Genomic DNA, 26,729 nt, shown 5'->3' with positions numbered 1-26,729 from the left:
TTAGTGATGGTGTTTCTTATCTCCCTGTATACACAGGTTTTCTTTTCTCCACAAAAGCTTGAAGTCCCTCAACTCTGTCTTGAGTTGAAAAAGCATTTCCAAAGCAAGTACTTTCAATGATAAGTCCGGATTCTAAGTCAGTATTTCCACCGACGTTTACCGCTGTTTTCACCATTTGAAGCGCAACTGGAGGCTTTTGTGCCAATTTCTTTGCCCATTCTTTTGCTGCACCAAGTATCTCTTCAGCAGGAACAACTTTGTTAACAATCCGTAATTCTAGTGCTCTATTTGCATCAAACATATCACCGAAGTAAAGAAGTTCCTTTGCTATTCCTTGACCAACAATTTTTTGCAATCGCTGTGTTCCACCACCACCAGGGATGATTCCTAAACCAACCTCTGGAAAAGCAAATTTTGCTCGATCTGAGCTAATTCGCAGATCACATGCAAGAGCAAGCTCTAAGCCTCCACCAAGTGCTAAACCATTAAGTGCAGCAATAACAGGCTTTGTCGTTTGTTCAATTTTAGAAAAAACAGTTCTAGATACTTTGTTCATTTTATTAACACCAACAAAATCAAGACTAGCCATTTCGTTGATGTCAGCTCCTGCTACGAATGCTTTCTCACCGCTGCCTGTTAGAATGATGGCACGTACTTCATCGTCTGCATCCAGTACATCAAATATGGTTGAAAGTTCTTGGAAAACAACCGTGTTCAATGGATTTACAGGTGGTCTATTAATCGTTACCACCGCTACATTTTCTTCAATTTCACATAATAAAAATTCATAAGTCATCATTAAGTCCCCCTTCATTATTCGTAATCGTAAAATCCTGCACCTGTTTTCTTACCGTGTCTTCCTGCTCTCACTAACTGTTTTAATAATTGTGGTGGAGCAAAATGGTTATCATTAAATTCTTCTTTAAAATACTCCATCACATGGTAACCAATCTCAACTCCTGCATAATCTTGAAGAGTGAAAGGTCCCATTGGGTAGTTCAATCCTAACGTTACCGCCTTATCGATATCCTCAGCTGAAGCAACACCTTCCTCCAATAGCTTAATTGCTTCAATAAATTGTGGAATCATAATTCTATTTACGATAAACCCAGGAGAATCTTTCTTTACTTCTACTGGTTCTTTTGATAATTGTTTAGATAACGCTTTCAATTCTTCAATTGTTTCGTCACTTGTCTTATATCCACGAACCACCTCAACTAGCTTCATAAGTTGTGCTGGATTAAAGAAATGCATCCCTGCCACACGATCTGGACGGTTCGTTGCAGAAGCAATTTCTGTAATAGACATGGACGAAGTGTTTGTAGCTAAAATGCAATTTTCGTTCACAATACTATCAAGCTTTGAAAATACTTCTTTCTTTAATGAGAGATCCTCTAAAACTGCCTCAATCACCACATCCGCTCCACTCATTTCTTCCAAGCTAGTAGTTGTTTGAATACGGGCAAATGCTTCTTGCTTTTGCTCTTCAGTCATTTTTCCTCTTTCCACACTTTTGCTCATAAACTTATCAATACGTTTAAGAGCACCATCTAAAAAACGCTCCTCAATATCATTTAAAATCACGTTAAACTTATTCATAGCTGCTAGATTCGCAATACCTGCTCCCATCGATCCAGCACCAACCACACCAATTATTTGAATTGCCATCTCATCTCATCCCCAATCTCTTTATCAACTTCTATAAGTTAATTATAGCCGTCGCTCGAAGGGGATTGTACCTACACAATGTAGGAAAATCTAGTGTGTATTTTGTATGTTTTGTAGAAAAGAATCTGAAATGATAAATAGATCTGAACAACCTAAAATTTTTAATGGTGGAAAATTAGTAATTTTGTAGTTTGTAATCATTTTGTCGTTCATCAACCTTATGAACGACACTGCCTACTCTTTCTCAGTCACTTTTGTCGTTCATCAACCCTATGAACGACACTTCCCTCTCTTTCTCAGTCACTTTTGTCGTTCATCAACCTTATGAACGACACTTCCCTCTCTTTTCCAGTTACTTTTGTCGTTCATCAACCTTATGAACGACACTGCCTACTCTTTCTCAGTCACTTTTGTCGTTCATCAACCTTATGAACGACACTGCCTACTCTTTCTCAGTCACTTTTGTCGTTCATCAACCCTATGAACGACACTTCTCTCTCTTTCTCAGTCACTTTTGTCGTTCATCAACCTTATGAACGACACTTCCCTCTCTTTTCCAGTTACTTTTGTCGTTCATCAACCTTATGAACGACACTGCCTACTCTTTCTCAGTCACTTTTGTCGTTCATCAACCCTATGAACGACACTTCCCTCTCTTTTCCAGTTACTTTTGTCGTTCATCAACCTTATGAACGACACTTCCCTCTCTTTTCCAGTTACTTTTGTCGTTCATCAACCTTATGAACGACACTTCCCTCTCTTTTTCCAGTTACTTTTGTCGTTCATCAACCTTATGAACAAAATCCACCTTCTCCCCTTTCACTTCTGCCTGCATCCCCTTAGAAAGTAAAACCACTTCCCCCCACGAAAAAAACAGCCCAACTCACACAAGTTGGACTGCTTCTACTACTAATCTAGCTCTTCTTTAGCCGATCCCCATGCATATCATGAAGCTTAAAGGCCATCATTAAATTAAACCTGATTTCAGCATCATTCAAATCAATATTTAGTAGTGATTCAATTTTTTCAAGTCTGTATAACAGGGAGCTCCGGTGGATGAAAAGCTCATCTGATGTACTTTTGATATTTCCGTTATTTTGTAGAAAAACATATAAGGTATGATATAAATCTATGTTTTTATTTTCTGTGTAAGTTAATAGAGGATCCAGCTGACTTTTTATAAACAAGTTTACCGCATTAGATTGATCAAGATGGTGGAGAATTGTATAAGCTCCAAGATCCTCATATAGTGAAAAAGAGATATGCTTCATCCTAATATTCATAACATTTAATGCTAGAAGTGCCTGTTGGTAACTTACATAATAATCTTTCATATTGCTTGTTGATGTACCAATCCCCAATAATATCTTACAACCAGAAAACACTTCTAGTGACCATCTTTCTATATTATCATAAAGGTTTTTCCAATACTTTTTACTTTGAACACCATCATCCACTGGTAGGAGCAGGATATAGTTTTCATCATGTGACACTGTTAATATTCGAGAATCAAACTTTGCAAGATGTGACTTGATCGCATCCCATATAAGCACTTTTTTTGCTTGCTGTTCTAAAAGATCATCTTCATCTATTGAAACCGTCAATACGGCAACACGATGATATTTAAAAATATCCCATTGAAATAGGTTAGCATATTGAATGATACTCTCTTGATCTTCGATTTTTTCCACCAACAATTTACTAATGAAGCTATCCTTGACCTGCTCTTTTGTATCGAGAACAAGCTTTTGCTTAATAAACTGAATCGAGCATATATTTCGTGCCATCTCGACTGTTAGCTGATCAAATTCATTCATCTCGCTTGCTGTATTGCAAACAGAAAGGTACCCCAACAAATTGCCTCCGCCATTTATTACCCAAAAAGAAAACACGCAGTCATTTCTATCAGGGTGTACGACTGTAAACTTCTCTTGTTTTTTAAGATTTTGCCTTAGCATATTCGCTTGTAAGGCAAGGTTATCAGGTAGATTGTAATCGTTATCACTATTTCGGAAATTAAAAGCAATCGGCCTCATAAATCGATCATATAAAATAACGGTTTCTTGAAACAAATCTGAGAGCTTTAATGTAATTCCTTCAAAATCATCATCTTCAACTGTTTTTTTTACAAGTGATTGTTGAAAATCTAATAAATAGTGTAGGCGGTTTTTATTATCTTTTTCACTTTTATATAATCGTGCATTTTCTAAAAGAGTTGCAACATGTGTCGATAGCATTTCTAATATTTTTAAGTCTTCCTCAGTAAAAGGTCTTTCATATTTATTCTGAACATGAAGTACACCAATTGGCTTAAGGTCAATTAAGAGTGGGACTGTCATTTGAGCGCATCCCGTTACCTCAAGAAATGGAAAGTATTCCTTAAGCGCATAGTTGTCCTCAATCATCATTTGATCGAGATATTCCATTTCCCCATATACAGGCCTTTGTAAGTCAAAGCAATTCTCTTTCTCATTATATATATACATACAAGCAAAATCAGCATTTGTTGATTTCCCAGCTCTGTATGTTACTTCTGAAAAATGCTGATCTAGAGAAGAATCAAGAGACTGATTTTTGCTAATCCATTCAATTCCCTCGAGCTTTTTCAACTGATTTTCCTTTTGTCTTGCAACAGATAGAGCTACAGCCATATCCTTTCCGAATTCCTCAAAATGGCTTTCCATCTCTAATAATGGCACATAACTTAAAAACCCTACGATACAAAAACCAAAGTGATGAATATCATCATTTAACGGAACAGTGAACCATGTTTTCACATTTTCTTCCTTAAGGATCTCTGTTAACCTACAAGAGTTATTTGTTGCAGATGCTTTATATGTTAGGCTTTGACGAAGAAGTTTGGAGGAACAGTTTGCCGCTAAAAGAGGGAAATGCCTAAGGATTGAAGGAATATTTCCACTCCATGCCTTAGGAATAAAAGAATCTCCCTCACTCAATACGACTCCAACAAAATCACAATATAATTCAGAACGGAAGGAATCAGCTAAATATTGAAGCACTTCATCTTCTGTATTAATTTTTATTAGCTGCCGGGATGTGGTTCGTAGATGATGTTCTACTTTTTTCATGAGTACTTCTCTCTTACTGTTTGACACACAATAACCCCCTGTTTCCGTTTTTCTAGATACTAATAGTATAAAAGAAGAAAAACTTAATTGAAAAGGTAATCGTGATCGTTTAAACAATTAATCAACTTGATAAAATGAGATTTGAACATCATTAGGCCCTCTTAATCCCTCACCAATGTAAATCATTCGGTTCAAATAAGAGTACTTTTCACTGCTTGTTTCGAAAGTAGGTGTAGTTTTGAAATAATAAGAACCGTCAGGAACCTGCTCACCACGAATGATTTTATCAATAATTTCTTTAGGCCCATGTCTATATCCTTTATTAATCACATAAATTGGAACACCATCATCCGTTTCAATTACATAGTGAGCAAGAGCTTCCGTTACACCATCATATCTTATCATCTGGTAATCAGCTCCACCTGATAAGATCTTCCCTTTTATACCCTCCCCCTCAAAAGTACCTCCAATAATCGGAATAACTCTCCTTATGCCTGTTCCAACATCCCCAACTTCAATTGGGTTAGCTACCTGAATATTTGCTTTAAAAAGAAATGTCGATTCCATTTACATAATCCCTTTCTTTGCTTAAATTTTTAGACACCTAAACAAAAATAGCAAATGGGCAACCTTCTACCATTCTAAAATTTCTCGAAGAATAGTAGGTAAGTTAACCCATTTGAAGTTAAAACCTGACATATTTATTTTGCTACATTCACTGGGCTATTTGTTGGTTTAACCTCTTCTTTTGCTTCATAGTAATCTCCATGCTTTTCTTGGACAAACAACATTGCGATTCCTCCAAGTAATGCTGCTCCTCCGATTGCGACAAAATTAAATTGCGGTAATAGATTCATTGTTAATAGGAACCCAACAAAGATTGGCGCTACTATTCCTCCAATACGACCAAATGCCATCGTGCTTCCAAGTCCTGTGGAACGCATACTAGAAGGATAGTATTGAGAAACAAATGCATTGGAGATGTTCTGTAATCCAACTGAAGCTGCACCAATGATCGCAATTAATACAAAAGCGATTGCCATACTATTTGTTAATCCGATAAATGATAACGCTATAGCACCACAGAAGAATAAAGGAACAAGAACCTTTTTAAATCCAATTTTATCAACCAAACGACCAAAAATAATCGTACCTACAATTGCTCCTATTTGCATGACAGCCGTAAATGCTAGACTTGAGCTAAGATCATAACCTGATTGCATCATAAGGCGAGGTAACCATGTGTTCATAGAATAAATTAAGACAAAGGCACTAAAGCAAGAAATCCAGAACATTATGGTACTTAATGCACGTTTATCTTCAAATAGCTTCACAACTGGTGAACCAGGTTCTTTTGCAGGTGGTTTTACAAATTCAAACTCCCCACCAGTTCTTAAGCTTGGATCAATTTTCATTAATGTTTTTCTAGCTTCCTCTTCTTTGCCTTTTTCGATAAGAAACCCTACTGATTCAGGGATACTTTTTAATAAAAATGGGATAAACAAAAGTGGAATACCCGCTAACCAATAAACTGGCTCCCATCCAACTGTTGGTAAAAGTGAACGGCTTGTCAGTGCTGCTGCAAGTGCGCCAATAGAATATCCACAGAAAATGAAAGAAACAATAGCAGATCGAACTCGTTTTGGAGAAAATTCAGTAGCAAGCGCAATAACATTCGGCATTACCCCACCTAAACCAATCCCGGCAATGATTCTAAATACAGCGAATAAAATTGGGCCTGTTGCAAAACCAGATATCATGGTAAAGAAACTAAATAGGAACGTCGTCAGCAAAATAATTTTTTTACGACCTATTTTATCAGACAGCATCCCAAAAATAACTGCCCCCAAAGCGGTTCCAATAACCGTGTAACTACCTATTGCACCAGCTGTTACATCTGAAATTCCCCACTCCTGTATTAATGATGGAACAGACGCACCATAAACGACAACATCATACCCATCAAAAGCAATAACTAAAAACAACCAAGTTATTAGCCATACATGAAACGAAGAAATTTTACTATTATCAATAACATTCATCGGGTTAATCACTTTCACTTTGTTAGCCCCCTATTAGATATTTTAGTAAACGCTTTCAATTTTATCCCCCTTTTCCAAATATTCAGTTTTCTTGCTTTTATTGTAATAGAATAAGAAAAGAATAGTTAGCTACTTTATGTAGGAAAAAAAGAAATTTGTTTCGTTAAATTTGTGGAAAGAGCTGAATAAAAAAACTTCAATCCCATTTGGACTGAAGCTATGTTATAAAGTATTTTATTTAAAACTCTTTCATATCTTTTCTACACAAATAACTATACACTATAAAAGAATTGCTTTATTATGCTCCTTTGACAACAAGAATAGTAGCTAGCTTATAGATAAAGAATAACTCTATGAATGGAGATTTAATAAAAGTAATTATCGAACGATTATCACTTCCTAAAAAACGTCAACCTCAAAACATCCTTCATAAACTCATCAAACGTCCCAAAATTTTTCTGATTATACCACTTTTGCACAGTTTGCATTAACCAAAAAGGAATGGTTTTACCATCAATCAAATCATAATACTGCTCGTATGCCTTTTTCAAATGCTCCCATCGAAGGTCGTTTCCTTCCTTTCCGTATTCAGATACATCAATAACCTTCGCCCTACCTTGTTGAAGTAAGATATTTTTCAAATGTATATCACGTGGATTCAGCCCCTGCTCTTTTGCAAAATCCCTAGCATCTTCAACATCTAAAATGACTTGTTGTGGAATATGAATTCCTTGTAAAATGCAGTCGTATAAAGTAATACCTGCTTCAAAGCTTAAAACTAAATAACGATCATACACAGCATAGCAAGTAGCGAAAAATGGTGAATTCTTTAACCTTTGATATACCTCTGCTTCGATTTGAATTTTTTCCTTTTTATCCTCAGCATATAGCTTAAAGGCATATTGTGGTTTATGTGCATATTGAAAAACAGCAGCATCCGTCCCAACACCGATGCATCGTAAATCATCCAAACTGCCGTGAATGGTTACAGGCTTATTATTCGGATTTGATGTGATTTTTATTTTAGACAACAGCTTATCAACGACTAACCAATCTTTTTCCATAGCTTCACCTTTTTTCTTGAGTACTTTAGTATCTTCGTTTCTTGTTATTCCATATATATGCTAGTTCCAGGGCTATGACCCACCCACCAAGCCAAACAAACCCTGCAAGAAAACCTGCAAAAACATCAGAAGGATAATGAACTCCCAAATAAATACGACTGATTCCAATTAAGAAGATAAGGCAAATGAGCGAAGTCACGACTCCAGCTTTACGTATCTTCCATCTATCATATCTAAGAGACAAATAAACTAAAAATCCATAAAGCAGCATGCTTCCCATTGAATGACCACTTGGAAAACTTAAGCCATCTGCTTCAATCAATCTATTATCATCAGGACGATCTCGATTAAAATAGATCTTTAATAGTGAATTAAGAAACCCTCCTCCTGCCACAACAATCAAAAAGCATAGAGTAGCTAATACATCTTTGTATTTTAAGTAAAGCCATACCATCCCAACAATAAGTAAGAATCCGAGCATCGTACTAGAGCCAAGATGAGTAATAAACACCATCACTGGATCCATTATCTGAGAAGAGTAGGACCTAACAGCACGTATTAACACAGCATCAAATGAAAATGAGTTTTTCTCCAATAAAGTAAGTGACAATTGAATAAAAATCACTACATTCATAGCTAGTCCAACAAGGACTGTTAATAACCATATTTTTGATATACTAAGATGTTTTCTCTCCATCTCTAGTTTAAGAACAGACTTCATCCACATTCTCCATTCATTAGTTTCAACAAAACAAAATAAGGCCTTTACTATTAAGTAAAGGCCTAAAAAAAGACCTTCACCAATTAATAAAATTGGCAAAGGTCTCGCTAGCAATATAAATTGCCAACAAAGCCGGGGCAGTAATCTCCCGAAATGACGACTTTGTTTAACAGCTACTCCCCTTTGGGAATCGATCATTTAGTTTAGATCATTCTAGCAAAATATGTGTTAATGGTCAATCATTAATGACTGTGACTAATTCTACTTCTATTTCACAAGAGGATTCTTCTGCACCTCATTTAACTGATGAATCATCCCTTGCAGCATTTCTTCGGTAAATTTACCATCACTAAAATTAGATAAAGCACGCAAAGGCATATATTTCATCATCGCTGCCATCATTTCTGTACCTTCCCCTTCGTCCTCACCAGCTGCTGCAAACGGACTTCCTTCTTGAGCCCTTGCTAACATTTCTTTCGCTAATGGTGCAACTTTAGGGTTCGCAAGCAGATCTCCTATTGTTGTATTACGATGCACAACTAATGGAAGCTCTATTGAAGATTCAACTGTTACCTTTTCTGATAAAACAATCTCTTTAGAGCTTTTCCCTACTAATAGTTCGAACTCTCCACTTTCTACATGCCAATCTTTAAGCTCGGTGTTGTAGTAAGCAAAAGCACGTTTATCTAACGTAAATGTAACGGATTTTTCTTCGCCAGGTTGTAATTCAACTTTTTCAAACCCCTTTAATTCCTTTTCAGGTCTGCTAACACTACTTTCTACATCTTTAACATAAAGCTGAACAACTTCCTTACCAGCGACAGCACCTGTATTTTTCACATTAACTTTTACAGTAAGTGTTTCTGTATCTTTTAGTTGTTTAGAGCTTACTGATAGATTGCTATACTCAAATGTTGTATAACTGAGTCCATATCCAAACGGAAATAAAGTTTCTACAAATTTTGTATCATAATAACGATAACCAACGAAGATTCCTTCACGATATTCTACTCGATCTCCCTCACCTGGGAAGAATAAATAAGAAGGATTGTCACTTAATTGTTTTGGGAAAGTTTCAGCAAGTTTTCCGCTTGGATTTTCATCACCAAAAAGAATATCTGCAATGGCTCCGCCAAGTGCTTGACCTCCAAGATAACCTTCAAGTAATCCTTGTACTTTATCTAACCATGGCATTTCAATTGGTGCCCCGTTACTTAAGACAACAATAATGTTGGAGTTCACCTCAGCAACAGCATTAAGTAAACGCTGTTGGTTTTCAGGAATGTGTAAGTGTACACGATCATAGCCTTCAGATTCATAACGATCTGGTAAACCTGCAAACAAGACAACTGTTTCTACTTGTGCTGCCACTTCTTTTGCTTCATGGATTAACGTTTCATCAATCTCATCTTTATCACGATAGTATCCTTGAGAGTAAGTAACATTTGCTTTCGATCCAGCAGACTTTTCAATTTCCTCTAGAATGTTTTCAAGCCTTGTTGGCTTAATATGTGAGCTTCCTCCACCTTGATATCTTGGTGCTTTGGCAAATTCACCAATTACTGCGATGCTTCCTTCTTTTTTAAGTGGTAGAATGCTATTTTCATTTTTTAATAACACCATACTTTCCCTAGCCGTAACTCTAGCTAATTGATGATGTGCTTCTTGATCATATGTTGCATTCTCTTTCTTTTCTTCAACTGCTTTAAAAATAATTCTTAAAATTCGCTCCACAGCAGCATTCAACTTTTCTTCCGATAATGTACCATTTTGAACAGCTTCAATAACTTTATTCTCACCGATTCCTTTTGAAGCTGGCATTTCAAGCTCTAACCCATTAGCCAAGGCAACATCACGCTCATTTACTGCTCCCCAATCTGAAACAACAAAGCCTTCAAAGCCCCACTCTTCTTTTAAAATATCATTTAATAGATAGTTATTTTCAGAAGCAAATTCGCCGTTTACTTTATTATAAGAACACATCACTGTCCACGGCTGTGATTGCTTTACTGCTCCTTCAAAGCTAGCTAAGTAGATTTCACGAAATGTTCTTTCATCAACAATCGCATCCGTTGACATTCTGCGATGTTCTTGATTGTTTGCCGCAAAATGCTTTAATGATGTTCCAACACCTTGACTTTGAACCCCTTTAATATGATTCGCTGCCATTTCTGATGAAAGGTACGGATCTTCCGAGAAATACTCAAAATTACGACCACATAAAGGCGAACGCTTAATATTTGCCCCAGGTCCAAGAAGAACAGCTACATCCTCAGCCTGACATTCTTCTCCTAACGCAACCCCAACTTGCTGAATTAGATTACGATCCCACGAGCTCGCCATTCCTGCAGCAGATGGAAAACATGTAGCAGGTACACTATCAAATAACCCTAAATGATCAGCCCCCATTCTTTGTTTTCGTAATCCGTGTGGGCCGTCTGTTACCATAATTGATGGAATCCCTAGGCGTTCGATTCCTTTTAGATTCCAGAAATCTTTACCGGAACATAGACCGGCTTTTTCTTCAAGTGTCATTTGAGATATAAGAGCTTTAATGTTGTCCTTTGTCACCATAATCCCTCCATAAAATCCATAAAGTAAACGCTTTCTACTAAACTATATGTTTTATTATAAAGAACAAACCCACATAATTTTGGTATTATTTTAGTATTTTTAGCTATATTTTAATATTATATTCTGTATGGTATTATTCAAATAAAATGTGAGGAGACAAAGATGCTACTTAAGGACGTAGATTATATTTGCAAACTGATTTATGAATCCTTTAACATTCCTATTACCTTCATAGATCACAACGATATGGTTAAATTTGAACAGTCTTCTCTAAGTATTAAAAATCCTAACAGCACGTTTCATCACAACATATTCAAGCAATTTAACTTTAAAAAAGAAACATTTCTATTCCCACTGTTCGTCAAAACAGAACACTATGAAGAATTTTTTATCATTCAAATTAGACAGGAGAATGAGTATAAAGGAATGATCATTGTCGGTCCAACTCTTGCACCCGAGCTAACAAATGATAGACTAGCAGCACTCATAAATGATATGAATGTTCAAAAGAGTCTAGGTGAAAAACTCGTTTATTATTTTGAAACCCTTCCCCGACTTTCTCATATGAAATTAATGAATATTAGCATGCAAATATACTATATGCTTTACCAAGAAACACTGGACCCGGCAGAAATCATTTTAAAAAATAGTAAAGCTGGAGATCTTACATTCAAAATTGAAGATCCCGAAGTAACCATTTCGCAACAACGGGAAAATGTCTCATTTCATCATGATTTTATGTATGAGAAAAGGCTCTTTCAATTCATTAAAGAAGGTAGGAAGGAAGAATTCTTAAAGATATTTAAAATAAGTCCCGAAAACGGTAAGGTTGGAATTCTTTCTAAAAAAAGTCAGTTACGTCATAGTAAAAACCTTGGTATTACTGCGATTACTTTAGCAACACGCGCCGCAATTGAAGGTGGTCTTCATTATGAAATTGCTTATACACTTAGCGATTTGTATATCCAAAGCTTAGAGGAATTAACAGATTGTTCATTGATTGATCCTTTTATAGAACAAGCATTAAGTGAATTTGCCGATCGTGTACGTAAGCAGAAACAACAAAGCTACTCTAAGCCAATAAACAAGTGTATGAATTATATTTATACACATCTTTACGAAGAATTGACCCTAACACAACTTGCGGAACTCGTAGATATGCATCCAAATTATGTATCATCTCTTTTTAAAAAAGAAGTAGGAATGCCCATTGCGGAATATATTCATCAAACGAAAATTGATGAAGCCAAAACATTGTTAACTTTTACGGACTATTCACTTTTGAAAATTTCGACAATCTTAAACTTTCATGATCAAAGTTATTTCACAAAGGTGTTCAAGAAATATACCGGCATAACTCCTAAGAAGTACAAAACTTTAACATAAGAAAAAGGTGAGTAGCAAATCATACATTTTGCTACTCACCTTTTAAATATAATACATATACGGTGTTTGATTGTTTTTATCGGAAGAAGTTGATACCCTTATTTTCTTATTTTCAAGTAATTTTTCAATCGTATAATAATTCATTTCTTCATTAAATTTACGATCCCAGCCTAATTTATTTGCTGTTTCCCTAACAGTACCCTTCATTCCGACAAAGTACATGCTAATATTTTTTTCCTTTTCTAGTTGTTCCTTCAAATCTTCTATTACCTCAAAGGACGGTGTGTCCATATCATTCACTCCGGAAAAATCGATAATAATCATGTTAGCTAAAGGCTTTAAATAAAGAAACTCTCTAATTTTTTCTTCCAAATAAGACATGTTTGCAAAATGAATCGAAGAATCAACTCGAATCATAATTAAATCTTCAAGTGTTGTAGCTTGAGGAAATCTCTTTATATCGCGAAATATTTGTTCCTTTTCAAGATATCCCATTTCAATAATATTTGGCCTTGTTATTCTTGCTAACAACAAACAGAAATTAAAAATAGCACCAACTAAAATTCCCCACTGAATTCCAACAAATAAGGTGACAAAAAAGGTGACAATCCAGCTCCATCCATCTATTGATCTTACATTGAACAAGAATTTTGCTTGTTCAATATCAATTAATTTATAGACGGCAACGATAATGATCGCAGCTAGAACTGCACTCGGCAAATAATAAAAATAAGAGGTAAATAACATCAATGTAATGATCATAAACAAACTAGTGAAAATTGACACTAATTGCGTAACGCCACCACTTTGATGATTCACTGCACTTCTTGAAAAGCTTCCATTAACAGGGAAGATCTGAAACAACGAACCTAGCATATTAGCTAAGCCTAATGCCTTTAACTCACGATTTGGGTTAAGTTTATATTTTTCTTTATCCGCAATTGTTTTCCCTATTGCCAATGACTCCATAAAACCAAGCAATGCAATGATGATTGCTGGTATAATTAATTGCTTCACACTTTCTAATGAAATCGTTGGCAATACTAAAGTTGGAAACCCATTTGGCACCGTCCCAACAATTTGAACACCTTTTTCGTGTAATGAAAAAATGTACACACTTAATGAAGACAACAGAATTAGGACAAGAGCAGCTGGAAAATGTGAATTTATTTTTTTGAAAATGATTAAAAAGATGATACTACTTATTCCTAAAAGAACAGTCATCCAATGTAAATTCGCTATTTCCCTACTTATTCCAATCAGTAAATGATGAGCCTGAAAATACGTACCAAGATCGATTCCAATCAGATGCTTTAACTGACTTAGACCAATTATAATAGCTGCAGCTGAAGTATAGCCACCCAGCACAGATGGTGAAATGAATTTCACAATAAAACCCATTCTTAATACTCCTAGCAAACATTGAATTGTCCCCACCATAAGTGCCAATAAAATAACAAGCGTGATATAATCCTGTGACCCGGGCTCTCCTATGCTCGATATTCCTGAAAAAACAAGTAAAGATGTTATGGCTGTTGGACCAACCGATAAATGCCTTGAAGAGGCTAATACTGCATAAATGATTAAAGGAATGGTTGAAGCATACAACCCCATAACCGGTGGTAAACCCGCTAACATTGCATATGCCATACCTTGAGGAACGAGCATCACAAATAAGGTTAAGCCTGCAATCAAATCTTTCATCAGTAGATTTTTGTTATATGGTTGTTCTAAGCCTAGTGGTATATACTTTTTAATGGTCATCTTTACCATTTCCTTTACTTTAAAAGTTCTTCTTATCTATACGATAACACGCTTTTTCACGGAGGCATATTGCAACAAATGCATAGCATATAACAGATTGTTATAGCTAGTTATTTTCCTAAAAAAGCCGACCTAGGGTATTATATAAAGATAAGATAAAAATGTCTAATTGGGAGGGTATTTATGAATATAGAAAACCTGAAAATGTTTTGCTTAGTCGTTGATGAAGGAAGCATTAGTCAAGCAGCAAGATTAAGCTTTGTGTCTCAGCCGGCTGTGACAAGACAAATCCGCCAATTAGAGAATTTTTATGGTACCTTATTATTTGATCGGACCGAAGGCAAGCTTACTGTTACAGAAACAGGGAAAATGCTCTACCCTTTTGCCAAAGCCATTATTAATGATTTTGACAGATCGAAAGAAGTCATCCTTCAGGCTACCGGGGAGTACAATTCAAATCTAAGAGTAGGTGCTTCTCTGACAATTGGTGAATTTCTATTACCAAGTTTACTTGGTCGGTTTAAAAAACATGCACCAGATATTAAAGTAAGTTTAACGATTCGAAATACACCAAGTGTACTAGAGGATTTAACAAATGATGTGATTGACATCGCATTAGTTGAAGGAATTGTTGAGGATAAACATTTAATTGTTGAAAAATTTGCCGATGATGAACTCATCCTCGTTTGCCCTCCTGATCACCCCTGGAAAGACCGATCAGCAATTCATATTGAGGAGTTAGCAGATGAGAAAATGATTTGGCGTGAATCAATTTCAGGGACAAGACTTATTGCAGAAAAGGCCCTTAAAGAATATGGCATTTTAGAAAAGATAAATAGTTATATGGAAATTGGTAGTACCCAAGCTATAAAAAGTGCTGTTGAGTCAGGCCTTGGAATTAGCATTCTTTCTAGACTAACTGTTGCGAGAGAATTAGAACAGGGCTATTTACAAGAAATAAAAATTAAAGATGTACATATTGCAAGAAGCTTATGGCTTGTTAAAAAGCCACAGCGGTTTCATCGAGAAGGTGTTTCTCAATTTGTAGAATTCATTCAGCATTAAGAAAAAAGGCAACAAATCTACTAATAGATTTATTGCCTTTTTAATTTCTACAACCCAAACAAATTAGGCAAAAACAAACTAATCTGCGGCACAAACGTAACCAACACTAAAATCACGACAATCGCTATATAAAATGGAAGCAATGGTTTAATAATTTTTTCAATCTTCACCTTCCCTATGCTCGCTCCTACGAATAATCCTGTTCCAACAGGAGGTGTAATCGTTCCAATACATAAGTTAAAGACAAAGAAGATTCCAAAGTGTACAGGGTCAATTCCTAAGTTTGTGGCAATAGGCAAAAAGATTGGGGTGAAAATTAAGATTGCAGGTGCAATATCCATAAACGTCCCAACAATTAATAAAATCACTGTAATACATGCAAGAATAACGAATTTATTATCTGAAATGCCTAAGATTCCATTACTAATAGCTTCAGGTATACCAGTTAGCGCCATAACAAAAGACATACCTGATGAAGCAGCAATTAAAAACATAATAACACCGGTCATTTGCACAGCTTGTACTAAAACACCTGGCAATTGCTTAAGTGAAATAGATCGATAGAAAACAAGAGCTAAAAATAATGAGTAAACAACACAAACTGCTGACGCCTCTATCGCTGTAAAAATCCCTGAAAGTATTCCACCAATGATGATCACAACAAGCAATAAACTAGGAATCGCATCTATTACAATTTTTCTAGCTTCACTAAAGGAAACCATCGGAATGACCGGATATTTATTTTTTTTAGCGATAAAAAACGCAACTAGCATAACGGCTAATCCCCATAATATCCCTACAACATATCCACCCATAAATAATGCGGCAATGGAAGTTCCACCACTTATTAGGGAGAAAATAATGAAAGCTGAACTCGGAGGAATTAACATCCCTGTTGGAGCTGATGCAATATTAACTGCTGCTGAATAGGTTTTACTGTACCCTTCCTTTTCTTGTAATGGAATCAAAGTTCCACCAATTGCTGTTGAAGCAGCAATCGCAGAACCAGAAATCGAACCAAAAAACATATTTCCGATAATGTTAGTATGTGCTAATGATCCCGGGATCCTACCACCTATTAACTTTGCTAGATTTACGAGCTTGATCGCAATTCCACCATTGTTCATAATAATCCCTGAAAGAATAAAAAACGGGACTGCTAATAGCGAAAAGCTATCTAAACTTGTAATCATTTTTTGTGCGGAAGTGAATACAGAAACATCAAATGGTAAAACAATGATCACTGTTGCTAGCGAAGCTAATGCGATACTAATTGCAATCGGTATTCCAATCACCATTAATAGAGCGAAAACGGCAATTAAGATTAAGCTTGCTTGTAACTCCATAGGTTGCACCTGCTTTCATTAATAATTAACTTAACTTGCATTTCTCTGTTTGATAACGGTTACTTTTTTCTTTTTATGTAGCAACTCTAAAATATTCGTTGTGCTGTAAAACAGAATAAAAACACCAGATACAGGTAAAGCCAAGTAAACAAATCCCATCGGTACATGCAAGGCAGGAGAAATCTGTGCCATTGTTAATGAAACAGCCTTTGCCCCACCATAGACCATAATAATTGCAGAGAATAATAGGAAGATAGATTGAATGAGAATATCTAGCTTTATTCTTGATTCCTCGATCAAACGATCTCTTAAAAAGGTAATTGCAATATGCTCATTTTTCCCTACCACATATGCAGTTGCCAGCATAGCTAGCCAAATCAAGCTATACCTTAAAAGTTCTTCTGAAAATGTACTTGGACTTTTGAAAATGAAGCGACTTAACACTTGCCAACTTGCAACCGCTACCATTAATAAGAATAACGTACAGGTAAGAAATTCTATGACTCTATCGACACTTTTCTTTACATCTCTCATCGTATCAACCTCTATCATTTATTTTCTTTCAACTTCTGAATATCTGCATACAATTGCTTGAACTCTTCATTATTAGCAAATTCATCATGTAACGGCTGTACGGCTTCTTGGAAAGGCTTCTTATCGACTTCATTAAAAACCACACCAAATTCATTTTCCGATCTTTCTTTTGCTTGATCGACTGCATCCTTCCAAACGACTTTTTCAAATGCTGTTGATTCTTTTGCTGCTTCATAGACAGCCTCTTGTTGCTCTTTTGTTAATCCTTCTAACGTTTCTTTATTCATCACCATAATATCTGGAACTCTTGTGTGTTCATCATACGAATAATATTTTGCAACCTCACCGTGTCCAGCTTCTGTGATGGCAAACTCATTATTTTCCGCACCATCTAAAATTCCTTGCTGTAAGGAAGTATACACTTCTCCGCTATCCATCGGTGTTGGTGATCCGCCTAGTAATTGAACCATTTTGATGGCTGTTTGACTTTGCATTACCCTAATTTTTTTGCCTGCTAAATCGCTTGGGCTTTCAATTGGTCCATCTGTCATATAAAAACTTCTTTGTCCAGAATCATAATACGTTAATCCAACAAACCCTAACTTTTCTGTTGATTGAAAAATTGGTTGAACAAGATCACTATCCATTACCCGGTAAAAATGTTCTTCGTTATCAAATAAGTATGGCAATCCGAAAATGGAGTATTTATCTGAAAAACTTTCTAATGCTGATCCACTAACTTTTGTAATATCTACTGCCCCTGTTTGCGTTAATTCGATTAATTCACGTTCTCCACCTAATTGACTATCAGGATAATACTCAACCGTAACTTCTCCGTTTGTTTTCTCAGAAAGTAACCTTCCAAACTCAGCCATTGCATCTTTTACAGGTTGACTATTACTTGCATATGCGAACCGCAACACTATGGAATCGTTCTCATTTTTACTATAGCCAGTGATTAAAATAACACATAACAACCCTATAACGATTACTGGAATGATTTTCTTCAATTTTTAATCCCCCTGTGAAATTAATCTCCTTTGCTTTTAAGCGATTTAGCTAGCAGCTTCACTCTTCCACTAGCCAAATCTATTATTCAATGAAACAACTTTTTAGAAAAATTCATATAAAAATTGAGATAAGCTTAAAACGGCTAATGATTGTCCATATGGCATTGTCGTAGTTTTGATTTCCTTATAAAACTCTAATGTATCACCCATACCTGTTCCCACTGATACCTTCTGCAAAGCACCTTCATCATTAATTTCATTCACAATTCCACGGATTGCTTTGTAAGCCATTTCTTTATATTCTTGACCAATATATCGTTTATGAACGGACTTTAAGATTCCATAAGCAAAGCCAGCTGTTGCAGAAGCTTCTAAATAAGAGGTTTTATCATTGATTAACGTATGCCATAATCCGCTTTCATCTTGATATTCAGCTAATGCCTCAATTTGTCTTTTTAATGTATCAAGAAGAAATTCTCTTAAGAAATCTCCCTCTTTTAAATCGAGAATTTCGATAAATTCAGGAATAGCAATTGTAATCCAGCAGTTCCCTCTTCCCCATAATGCTTCAGCATAATTATGATTTTCTTCAAAAGTCCAGCCGTGAAACCATAGTCCTGTTTTACGGTCACTTAAATACTTAATATGAATTAAAAATTGTCTTTTCGCTTCTTCGATATATTCTTGTTTATTGAAAAGTCGTCCGATCTTGGCCAAAGGTAAAACCGTCATCATCAAGGTGTCATCCCATAGCTGATTTTTATTTTCAGGGCCGTATGTCATATGCTGAAGACCGTTTTCTTCCGTTCGTGGCATATCATGCATAACCCACTCTGCCCAATTCTCTAAATAAGGAACAAATGTCTGATCCTTCGTTTCTTCGTATAAAAACGCTAGCGTTAATAAAGGAGCCATTGTATTGACATTTTTGGGTGGTACACCTTCTTCAAATCTAGCTTGAAACCAATCTGTCATTATAGTCAAAGCCTTCTGACTATTTGTTAGTTTCCAATACTTAAAGATTCCATACAACCCAACACCTTGCGGCCAGTTCCAAACATTCCAGCTCTTATCATCAACAACTAAACCATCAAAGTTTAATAAAAATTCACCTGTATTATCTTTTATTTGTGAAAGATTATCCATCAATACATCTATGTAGTTCATAATGTCAGTTTTCTCTAATAAAGCTTGTTTTTGAGTCATTGTAATCCCTCCAAAATTATTGTAATAGCTTTAAATCTCAAAAAGATAAAACGTTTTCAATTTCATCTAAAGTTCTCTTTGATTTGGCATAACCTTTTGTTTCTCTGCTATTTAACGTTTCTTTTTTATTTATTATGTTTATTTAATACCACTTTTGTTTGTTTATTTCCACTTTCATTATAAAAAATTAATGACTTGTGGTCAATAGGGTTTCTTTTATTATGTTTTGCTAGATTCCTAAAAAACGTTGAAACCAGTGTTATCACACTAACTTCAACATTTTTATGTTTTTAGAAAAATAAAAAAATAACTACCAATATTGCTTTTTGGTAGTTATTTCAATAAGATATTAAGGTTTTGAAATGCAATGAAAGAAATTGCCTCTTAATTTAATAATGATAATAAGCCTTTCTTAAAACTTTGGTAAACATATAGCCAAAGTGTGTGTTCCTCTTTGTACCGTTTTTGTAATGATGAGATCATTTCTTTTTGTTTTTCTGGAAAAGATGGATCCTCCTTTGCCGGAAGTTTAGCCCTGAGGTCATCTACAATTTGCTGGACTTCTGGCGCACGTGGACCCCACTTTCCAATCAATGTACCTTCATCATTCAAAATTAAAACAATCGGTATTGCTCGTCCACCATTTGTTAAATGTCGATCAATAAGCTCTGTATCAGCATCTCTTAATGTAACACGCACTTCAACGTCTGCAGCTTCAGCTAGCTTTCGAATAACTGGATTGATCATCATAGCATCGCCACACCAATCTTCCGTAATAATTAAAAAGTGAAGTGAATGCTTTGCTAATTCATTGACAAACCCATCTTCTGGTAGTTGAAATTCTTGATAAACATGGAAGCTTTCCTCTTTTAAATTGCCCATCTCATCCATATATTGTTGAATTGATTTTCCTTCTTTAAAATACTGCTCTTCTGTTTTCATGATAACACCTCATTTACTTATTTATATCATCATATTAAGCCTGAATTATTTTAAATGCAAAAATTGATCTAAATTTATCCCATCTAGAGATAGAAGAACGGTGACATAGGAGTCGTGACACTATCCTTTTAATTTAAGAATATTGACCAAATGAATGTTCATTTCATCTGCAGACTCTTGAAAATCATGACGATACCACTCAATGATTAATCCGATAATGGCATTTGCAGAATACGAATATAAAAAATCTGTAGACTTTCCAGGCTGTACTGTGTTTTTATCTTCTATAAAAATTGAACGGACTTCATCGAATAACATGTAATAATATTCTGACGATACTTCTTTAGATAGGATAATTTTATAAAACTCCTCAAACTTCTTTATATGATGAAAAATCCGAACTGTTTTTGGGTCTAAATTTTCTATGTTCAGAAAATCGGTATGACGATAAGGTTCATTATAAGATTCTTTTAAATCTACCATCATTTCATCAAAAAACTCCTTAAACACATCTCCAACTTCTTGGTAATGAAAATAAAATGTACCTCGATTTATTTTTGCTTCTCTACAAAGCTCCGTTACTTTTATATGTGTGAGTGGTTTTATTTTTAACAGTTTCGTTAAGGCGGAATGGATACTTTCTTTTGTTTTTTGAACACGCAAATCATTTTTATTCACATGCATCCCTCCTTTATTAGACACTTTCTAGCTTTTTGTTCAATATTGTACAATTCCATCATTTTTTGCTTATTGAATACGGTTTCAATTCCATATTATTATTTTATTGAACAAATGTACAATAACATTTAAAAGGGGAGTTAAATAATATGAGATTAAAAGATAAAGTGGCCATCATAACAGGTGCAGCTTCAGGTATGGGAAAAGCAATTGCAGAGCTTTACGCAAAAGAAGGAGCAAAAGTCGTTGTTTCTGATTTTAATTTTGAAGGTGCCCAAGCAGTAGCTGAGGCTATTAACAGCAGTGGTGGCGTTGCAGTTGCTAACCGTACAAATGTTGCTGAATTATCAGACTTAGAACAATTATTCACTGAAACAAAAGAAGCTTATGGTAAGCTGGATATTCTAGTCAACAATGCAGGTATTATGGATGGTATGGAGCCTGTTGGTGAAATTACTGATGAAAAATGGGATCGCGTTTTTGCAGTGAACACGACTGGTGTCATGCGTGCAATGCGTATCGCTACGAACATTTTCTTAGAGCAAGGTCATGGCATTATCGTAAATAATATATCCGCAGGTGGCTTACGTGGTGCGCGTGCAGGAGCAGCGTATACAGCTTCTAAGCATGCTGTAACTGGATTAACAAAAAACACTGCATACATGTATGCTCAATCTGGAATCCGGTGTAATGGTATCGCCCCTGGTGGTGTAGAGACAAACATTGGTTCAAGTATGACGAATGTATCTGAGTTTGGATTTGGTCGCCAATCGACTGGACAAGGGACAATGCCACGCGTAGGCAAACCTGCTGAAGTTGCACAACTTGCTGTTTTCTTAGGTTCTGATGAATCAAGCTTTATAAATGGACAAGTGATCGCTGCTGACGCTGGCTGGACTGCTTACTAAGAATAGGACAAAAATCAAGCCCTGAAAATCTTTTCGGGGCTTGTCTTATTATAAAGGAAAATATTGGCTTTGATGTAGGATTTATTTCTAGGGATTATTCATGAAGGCTTACGTAGATGGAGTGTAATAGCAACTTAAAACTGAAGAGATTTAATTCTTGATTTTACTTTTACTGTCTACTCATTCGTTCTATTTCAGATTCTACTTTATAGACTCTTTTGTTTAATACTTCTGTTCGATTATCAACATAATCAACAATCTTATCAGTATATAACCCAAGACTATCAACAAGGTTCTTTTGTAACTTTTCTTGGCCGGCTTCTAGTCTTTTCTGACCTTCTCGCAATTCATAGGTATCTTTCTTTAATTCATTTGTATCTTTTCTTAATTCATAGGTATCCTTCTTTAATTCATTTGTATCTTTTCTTAATTCATAGGTATCCTTCTTTAATTCGCTTGTGTCTTTCTTTAATTCATTTGTATCCTTCTTTAATTCATTTGTGTCTTTTCGCAATTCATTTATATCAACTCGCATTTCTTTTATTTCGCTTAACATTTGCCTTAAAATTTCTTCCATACGCCTCTCCTCCTTCCCTATATTCTAAAAAGAATTATACCACCGATTCATTGATAATGGGGTAAAACAAAAGTTCCTAGATATAGGCAAGTGATTAATTATAGTTAATCCAATTACAACTTATGACATTTAGTCATAAACTAAACAAGAAACACACGAAGTTTATGTATGAAATTGTTGGAGGGAGCATTATGAAGGAAGATGAAACCGTTCACTCTCATGGAATGGAAATTGGAATTTATTCTTTAGCAGATTTACGTCCGAATCCCCATACAGGAGAAACCATCAGTGCTAAGCAGCGAATTGAAGAAATCATTGAAGCCGCAAAGCTTGCAGATGAGGTAGGACTTGATGTTTTTGGTTTAGGCGAGCACCATCGTTTTGATTATGCAGTGTCATCTCCTTCTGTTGTATTGTCTTCAATTTCTCAGGTAACCAAGAGAATGAAACTAACAACCGCAACGACAGTCTTTAACACCAACGACCCTGTTCGTTTGTATGAAGATTTTGCAACACTTGATCTTTTATCTAACGGCCGTGCCGAAATCATTGCTGGTCGAGGAGCCTACTTGGAATCTTTCCCTCTCTTTGGATATGATGTGAAAAATTATGATGAATTATTTGAGGAAAATATTACACTTTTCCAAAAGTTGAATGAAGAGAGAAATGTAACGTGGGAAGGGAATTTCCGCTCCCCTCTGCAGCATGCAGACATTGTTCCACGTGCATTTCAAGACAAACTGCCGTTATGGGTTGGTGTTGGTAGCACACCTCAAAGTGCAGCACGTGCGGGAAGATTAGGTACCGGATTAGTTGTCGTTACCTTTGGAAAAGATTACCTGCTTTATAAAGACCTTGTAGACATATATCGTCAAGAAGCAGACAAATATGGAGTGTCTCCTACAGAGATTAAAGTAGCAGTTAGTGGTCACACCTACCTTTCAAACACAGCTGAACAAGCAAAAAAAGAATTCTTTCCCTATCATTCAAGCTATTGGAGATTAATAAATGCAGATCAAGAAGAGATAAGAAATGACTTTGAACAAGTAACCAGTGAGAAAGGATCACTATTTGTGGGAAGCTCACAACAAATTACCGAAAAAATTTTACATCAATATGAACTTTTTGGACATCAACGTTTTATGGCACAAATTGATATTGGAGGAATGCCTTTTAAAACTGTGGTTGAAAACATTGAACGATTAGCCACTGAAGTAGCACCTGTCATAAGAAGGGAAACAAAGAAATAGAATGGTATCAAGGAATTGTCAGGAGGAATGCTTATGTTTGATGAAATTGAAAAAAGAACAGGATTAACGGTGAATGATCTTGTTAAAATGATGGAATTTTTCAAACAAACGGATTTCCACAAGGAACAAGAGCTTCGAGCCTTTATTCGAAAAGTCTCTCAGACTGCCAAAAAACCGATATCAAAGAAAACGGAAAACTTAATTATTCAAACCTATGAATCTTTTCAGAACGATTCAAAGATGTATAACAGCAGAAGAAGAAGAAATTCATAGGAACTTCTTCTTTCTGCTTCCTTGTTTATTTTGTGTGGAGGGGTCACTTATTTCGTTTTATTTCTCCCTTCCATTTAAATAAAACACTGCTGACTGATAATCTCCGCCTCGTTCAGCCAATTTTCCGTTTACGCCATTAAACTCAATAGGCAAAGGTAAACCTCGATAAACTAGTTCATCACCATAATAGGCTTTTTCTCCATTCACTTCATACAACAAATTAACATCAAGTCCTTTTAAAGGCAGCACCTGTTGCTTCTTTGGATTCGCCGTCGCAAGGACTTTATACCAGCCAACCAACGCTTCCTCCCTATCTTTTGAAACAATGATCCATGCTGTTTCGTTTTCTTCAAACGGACTTTGAAGTCGATAAAAGTCTCCATCTCGAATTAGTTTACGATGATTTTTGTAAAATTGAACTTGAGTTTTGATGATTTCCCGCTCTTCCTCTTTTAGATCAAGTGGATTTAACTCATAACCAAATGTACCAAAATAGGCAGTATTTGCTCTAGTATCGATCGGTGTTTTTCTTAATGTTTGATGATTTGGAACAGCCGAAACGTGTGAACCCATACTATATATAGGATAGGCAAGTGATGTTCCGTATTGAATTTTAAGACGTTCCACTGCATCGGTATCATCACTTGTCCAAGCTTGTGGAGCGTAATAAAGCATACCTGGATCAAATCTGCCTCCACCACCCGCACAAGATTCGAATAAAACATCAGGAAATTCAGTTGTTAGTCTTTCATACAAATCATAAACACCTAAAATATAGCGATGGAAAAATTCACCCTGTTGTTCTTGGTTAAGGGCCGATGAGTAGGCATCTGTTATATTTCGATTCATATCCCACTTAATATAAGAAAGCTTTGTTTTGCTAATGATTCCTGCCATTTTCTCATATAAATAGTTCACTACTTCAGGCCTTGAAAAATCCAATACAAGTTGATTTCTTCCAAAGACAAGGTGCTCCCCGGGTCTTCCAACAATCCAATCAGGATGTTCCTTATACAACTGACTAACTGGATTAATCATTTCCGGCTCAAACCATAATCCAAACTTAAGATCCATTTCCTTTAGTTTGCTTGCTAATGATTCCAAGCCATTCGGAAGTTTGTCTTCATCCTCAAACCAATCACCAAGTGATGATGTATCATCGTTTCGTTTTCCAAACCAACCATCATCTAAAACAAATAACTCAATCCCTAAATCTTTAGCACTTTTCGCAATATTCACTAGCTTTTCTTCATTAAAATCAAAATAAGTTGCTTCCCAGTTATTGATTAAAACAGGTCTTTCTTCTTTTTTCCATGGATCACGAATTAAATGCTGACGATATAATTGATGAAAAGCCTGACTCATCCCGTTTAACCCTTCGTTAGAGTAAACGATCACTACTTCTGGCGCTTGAAAGCTTTCATTTGCATTAAGATTCCACTGAAATTTATGTGGATGAATCCCCATCATCACTCTTGATGTTTCATAATGATCAACCTGAACCTGTGCTAGAAAATTACTGCTATACACAAAATTGAAGCCATACACTTCGTCAAGATGCTCTGTTGTATTTTTTCGTTTTAAAGCAATAAAAGGGTTATCATGATGTGAGCTAGCTCCTCTTATACTAGAGACGGAAGATATGCCTTGTACAAGCTCTCTTTCTTTTACATGTCTTTCTCTAGACCATGTTCCAGATAAATGCACCATTTTATACTCTGAGTCTGGAAGATCGATAGATGAACTCATGAGCTTAGTTAATGAAAGTGTGTGTTTTCCTATATTCTCAATTTTTACAGTGCGGGTTATAACCGGCAAATGATGAAAAATGGTATAAGATAATTGAAGTCTTGCGCTTACTTGATGATCTTCAAGTGTCACAATAAGAGTCGTAGCTTCTTCTTCTCCGGCATATGTAGCAGGTAGCCCCGTTAATGGTGGCTTTCCTTTTACTACCTCATATCCTCGGTATGTAAATAAGTTTCCAAGCCTGCCTTCAGAATTAACAACCTCAATCGCAGCCTCACGAAAATCCCCCTTACCTGGGACTGGATATTCTTGACGTGTTGTTTCGAGAGAAAAGGCTGGATCATCTTGATAAAAATGACAGCTTGCGGCTGTAGGAAGATCATTTCGTTGAAAATGTGAAAAATCCTCACGATGACGAAGAGCCTTTCCAAAATAAAGCTGCCCAAGACTACCATTCTTTAACACTTGAAAAATATAACTGATTTGACCATTTGTTAAGTGAAATTGTTGCAGCTGATCGTTTATATGAATGTGCATGTTTCAACCCCTCCGATTGACAGTCTTTCATTGGTTGATTACCTTTGTAACGGGAATGGATCTTGGTCTCGGGACCGGATTTTGGCCCGATTCTGCTTGTATCGAGACAGTGGCTTGATCTAGCCGACGGTTTATGTCCCAATTTTACTTGTATCGGGACAGTGGCCCGATCTTTCCAACGGTTTCTGTCTCGATTCTACCTGTTTCGAGACTGTGGCTTTATCTTTCCGACGGTTTATGTCCCGATTCTGCTTGTATCGAGACAATGGCTTTATCTTTCCGACGGTTTCTGTCCCGATTCTGCTTGTATCGAGACTGTAGCCTGATCTTTCTACAGATTTATGTC

The 26,729-nt window shown here is 35.9% G+C and carries 22 protein-coding genes; 5 read left to right on the top strand and 17 right to left on the bottom strand.

Annotation, left to right across the window (positions count from 1 at the left end; genetic code table 11):
- Positions 1-16 precede the first annotated feature (16 nt).
- The 8 genes from D9842_RS00110 to D9842_RS00075 all read right to left on the bottom strand — a co-directional run bounded on the left by D9842_RS00110 (position 17) and on the right by D9842_RS00075 (position 11,119).
- Positions 17-796: an enoyl-CoA hydratase-related protein gene (locus tag D9842_RS00110; RefSeq protein WP_121660723.1), complete on the bottom strand. Its 780-nt coding sequence runs from the start codon at positions 794-796 to the stop codon at positions 17-19.
- A gap of 17 nt (positions 797-813) precedes the next feature.
- Positions 814-1,668, bottom strand: coding sequence for a 3-hydroxyacyl-CoA dehydrogenase family protein (locus tag D9842_RS00105; RefSeq protein ID WP_121660722.1), 855 nt, complete (start codon positions 1,666-1,668; stop codon positions 814-816).
- Between the two features lie 914 nt (positions 1,669-2,582).
- The gene (locus D9842_RS00100; RefSeq protein ID WP_121660721.1) at positions 2,583-4,784 is read right to left on the bottom strand and encodes a helix-turn-helix domain-containing protein; all 2,202 of its coding nucleotides are present in this window, start codon (positions 4,782-4,784) and stop codon (positions 2,583-2,585) included.
- Positions 4,785-4,874: 90 nt separating this feature from the next.
- Positions 4,875-5,324, bottom strand: coding sequence for a DUF3237 domain-containing protein (locus D9842_RS00095; protein ID WP_121660720.1), 450 nt, complete (start codon positions 5,322-5,324; stop codon positions 4,875-4,877).
- A 134-nt stretch (positions 5,325-5,458) separates the two neighbouring features.
- Entirely contained in the window at positions 5,459-6,817 is a 1,359-nt protein-coding gene (locus D9842_RS00090) for an MFS transporter (protein ID WP_121660719.1), read from the bottom strand.
- A gap of 374 nt (positions 6,818-7,191) precedes the next feature.
- Positions 7,192-7,863, bottom strand: a complete 672-nt coding sequence (locus D9842_RS00085; protein WP_121660718.1) for a serine/threonine protein kinase — start codon at positions 7,861-7,863, stop codon at positions 7,192-7,194.
- Positions 7,864-7,888: 25 nt separating this feature from the next.
- On the bottom strand, positions 7,889-8,584 hold the full coding sequence (locus D9842_RS00080; protein ID WP_162987252.1) for a phosphatase PAP2 family protein: 696 nt from the start codon (positions 8,582-8,584) through the stop codon (positions 7,889-7,891).
- A 267-nt stretch (positions 8,585-8,851) separates the two neighbouring features.
- Positions 8,852-11,119 (bottom strand): glycoside hydrolase family 3 C-terminal domain-containing protein, encoded by a 2,268-nt coding sequence (locus tag D9842_RS00075; RefSeq protein ID WP_257536078.1) that lies wholly within the window; start codon positions 11,117-11,119, stop codon positions 8,852-8,854.
- 201 nt (positions 11,120-11,320) lie between these two features.
- Between D9842_RS00075 and D9842_RS00070 the strand changes: the two genes are divergently transcribed.
- A complete protein-coding gene (locus D9842_RS00070; protein WP_121660715.1) occupies positions 11,321-12,544 on the top strand; it encodes a helix-turn-helix domain-containing protein in 1,224 nt (407 codons plus the stop codon).
- A 42-nt stretch (positions 12,545-12,586) separates the two neighbouring features.
- On the opposite strand, the gene D9842_RS00065 is transcribed toward D9842_RS00070, so the two are convergent.
- On the bottom strand, positions 12,587-14,308 hold the full coding sequence (locus tag D9842_RS00065) for a SulP family inorganic anion transporter (protein ID WP_121660714.1): 1,722 nt from the start codon (positions 14,306-14,308) through the stop codon (positions 12,587-12,589).
- 183 nt (positions 14,309-14,491) lie between these two features.
- Between D9842_RS00065 and D9842_RS00060 the strand changes: the two genes are divergently transcribed.
- On the top strand, positions 14,492-15,373 hold the full coding sequence (locus D9842_RS00060) for a LysR family transcriptional regulator (protein WP_121660713.1): 882 nt from the start codon (positions 14,492-14,494) through the stop codon (positions 15,371-15,373).
- A gap of 47 nt (positions 15,374-15,420) precedes the next feature.
- Here D9842_RS00060 and D9842_RS00055 read toward each other — a convergent pair whose 3' ends face one another.
- The 6 genes from D9842_RS00055 to D9842_RS00030 form a co-directional block, all read right to left on the bottom strand.
- Positions 15,421-16,719, bottom strand: coding sequence for a TRAP transporter large permease (locus D9842_RS00055; RefSeq protein WP_121660712.1), 1,299 nt, complete (start codon positions 16,717-16,719; stop codon positions 15,421-15,423).
- Positions 16,720-16,749: 30 nt separating this feature from the next.
- On the bottom strand, positions 16,750-17,253 hold the full coding sequence (locus D9842_RS00050; protein WP_121660711.1) for a TRAP transporter small permease: 504 nt from the start codon (positions 17,251-17,253) through the stop codon (positions 16,750-16,752).
- A 14-nt stretch (positions 17,254-17,267) separates the two neighbouring features.
- Complete coding sequence (locus tag D9842_RS00045; RefSeq protein ID WP_121660710.1) at positions 17,268-18,263, bottom strand: TRAP transporter substrate-binding protein; 996 nt, start codon at positions 18,261-18,263, stop codon at positions 17,268-17,270.
- 102 nt (positions 18,264-18,365) lie between these two features.
- The gene (gene bglB, locus D9842_RS00040) at positions 18,366-19,469 is read right to left on the bottom strand and encodes a beta-galactosidase BglB (RefSeq protein ID WP_121660709.1); all 1,104 of its coding nucleotides are present in this window, start codon (positions 19,467-19,469) and stop codon (positions 18,366-18,368) included.
- Between the two features lie 384 nt (positions 19,470-19,853).
- Positions 19,854-20,411 carry a thioredoxin family protein gene (locus tag D9842_RS00035; RefSeq protein ID WP_121660708.1) on the bottom strand — a complete coding sequence of 186 codons (558 nt, stop codon included), beginning with the start codon at positions 20,409-20,411 and terminating at the stop codon, positions 19,854-19,856.
- A 120-nt stretch (positions 20,412-20,531) separates the two neighbouring features.
- Complete coding sequence (locus tag D9842_RS00030) at positions 20,532-21,089, bottom strand: TetR/AcrR family transcriptional regulator (protein ID WP_121660707.1); 558 nt, start codon at positions 21,087-21,089, stop codon at positions 20,532-20,534.
- A 149-nt stretch (positions 21,090-21,238) separates the two neighbouring features.
- On the opposite strand from D9842_RS00030, the gene D9842_RS00025 reads away from it, so the two are divergent.
- On the top strand, positions 21,239-21,997 hold the full coding sequence (locus D9842_RS00025; protein ID WP_121660706.1) for an SDR family oxidoreductase: 759 nt from the start codon (positions 21,239-21,241) through the stop codon (positions 21,995-21,997).
- Between the two features lie 169 nt (positions 21,998-22,166).
- Here D9842_RS00025 and D9842_RS00020 read toward each other — a convergent pair whose 3' ends face one another.
- Positions 22,167-22,574 (bottom strand): hypothetical protein, encoded by a 408-nt coding sequence (locus tag D9842_RS00020; protein WP_232273600.1) that lies wholly within the window; start codon positions 22,572-22,574, stop codon positions 22,167-22,169.
- 191 nt (positions 22,575-22,765) lie between these two features.
- On the opposite strand from D9842_RS00020, the gene D9842_RS00015 reads away from it, so the two are divergent.
- Positions 22,766-23,824 carry an LLM class flavin-dependent oxidoreductase gene (locus tag D9842_RS00015; protein ID WP_121660705.1) on the top strand — a complete coding sequence of 353 codons (1,059 nt, stop codon included), beginning with the start codon at positions 22,766-22,768 and terminating at the stop codon, positions 23,822-23,824.
- A gap of 33 nt (positions 23,825-23,857) precedes the next feature.
- On the top strand, positions 23,858-24,097 hold the full coding sequence (locus tag D9842_RS00010; RefSeq protein WP_162987251.1) for a stage VI sporulation protein F: 240 nt from the start codon (positions 23,858-23,860) through the stop codon (positions 24,095-24,097).
- A gap of 57 nt (positions 24,098-24,154) precedes the next feature.
- On the opposite strand, the gene D9842_RS00005 is transcribed toward D9842_RS00010, so the two are convergent.
- Positions 24,155-26,383, bottom strand: a complete 2,229-nt coding sequence (locus tag D9842_RS00005; RefSeq protein ID WP_121660703.1) for an alpha-galactosidase — start codon at positions 26,381-26,383, stop codon at positions 24,155-24,157.
- Positions 26,384-26,729: the final 346 nt, after the last annotated feature.

Origin of the sequence: Metabacillus litoralis (assembly GCF_003667825.1) — a bacterium.
Lineage (GTDB): Bacteria > Bacillota > Bacilli > Bacillales > Bacillaceae > Metabacillus > Metabacillus litoralis_B.
Note: the sequence above shows the minus strand (reverse complement) of the source record. Positions and strands in the feature narration are given on the sequence as shown.

Coding starts and splice junctions, on each gene's coding strand:
- D9842_RS00085 (WP_121660718.1), bottom strand. CDS start 7,863: ATGGAAAAAGATTGGTTAGTCGTTGATAAGCTGTTGTCTAAAATAAAA.
- D9842_RS00060 (WP_121660713.1), top strand. CDS start 14,492: ATGAATATAGAAAACCTGAAAATGTTTTGCTTAGTCGTTGATGAAGGA.
- bglB (WP_121660709.1), bottom strand. CDS start 19,469: ATGACTCAAAAACAAGCTTTATTAGAGAAAACTGACATTATGAACTAC.
- D9842_RS00110 (WP_121660723.1), bottom strand. CDS start 796: ATGACTTATGAATTTTTATTATGTGAAATTGAAGAAAATGTAGCGGTG.
- D9842_RS00025 (WP_121660706.1), top strand. CDS start 21,239: ATGAGATTAAAAGATAAAGTGGCCATCATAACAGGTGCAGCTTCAGGT.
- D9842_RS00065 (WP_121660714.1), bottom strand. CDS start 14,308: ATGACCATTAAAAAGTATATACCACTAGGCTTAGAACAACCATATAAC.
- D9842_RS00055 (WP_121660712.1), bottom strand. CDS start 16,719: ATGGAGTTACAAGCAAGCTTAATCTTAATTGCCGTTTTCGCTCTATTA.
- D9842_RS00095 (WP_121660720.1), bottom strand. CDS start 5,324: ATGGAATCGACATTTCTTTTTAAAGCAAATATTCAGGTAGCTAACCCA.
- D9842_RS00075 (WP_257536078.1), bottom strand. CDS start 11,119: ATGACACTTGAAGAAAAAGCCGGTCTATGTTCCGGTAAAGATTTCTGG.
- D9842_RS00010 (WP_162987251.1), top strand. CDS start 23,858: ATGTTTGATGAAATTGAAAAAAGAACAGGATTAACGGTGAATGATCTT.
- D9842_RS00015 (WP_121660705.1), top strand. CDS start 22,766: ATGAAGGAAGATGAAACCGTTCACTCTCATGGAATGGAAATTGGAATT.
- D9842_RS00020 (WP_232273600.1), bottom strand. CDS start 22,574: ATGGAAGAAATTTTAAGGCAAATGTTAAGCGAAATAAAAGAAATGCGA.
- D9842_RS00005 (WP_121660703.1), bottom strand. CDS start 26,383: ATGCACATTCATATAAACGATCAGCTGCAACAATTTCACTTAACAAAT.
- D9842_RS00080 (WP_162987252.1), bottom strand. CDS start 8,584: ATGAAGTCTGTTCTTAAACTAGAGATGGAGAGAAAACATCTTAGTATA.
- D9842_RS00035 (WP_121660708.1), bottom strand. CDS start 20,411: ATGAAAACAGAAGAGCAGTATTTTAAAGAAGGAAAATCAATTCAACAA.
- D9842_RS00050 (WP_121660711.1), bottom strand. CDS start 17,253: ATGAGAGATGTAAAGAAAAGTGTCGATAGAGTCATAGAATTTCTTACC.
- D9842_RS00105 (WP_121660722.1), bottom strand. CDS start 1,668: ATGGCAATTCAAATAATTGGTGTGGTTGGTGCTGGATCGATGGGAGCA.
- D9842_RS00070 (WP_121660715.1), top strand. CDS start 11,321: ATGCTACTTAAGGACGTAGATTATATTTGCAAACTGATTTATGAATCC.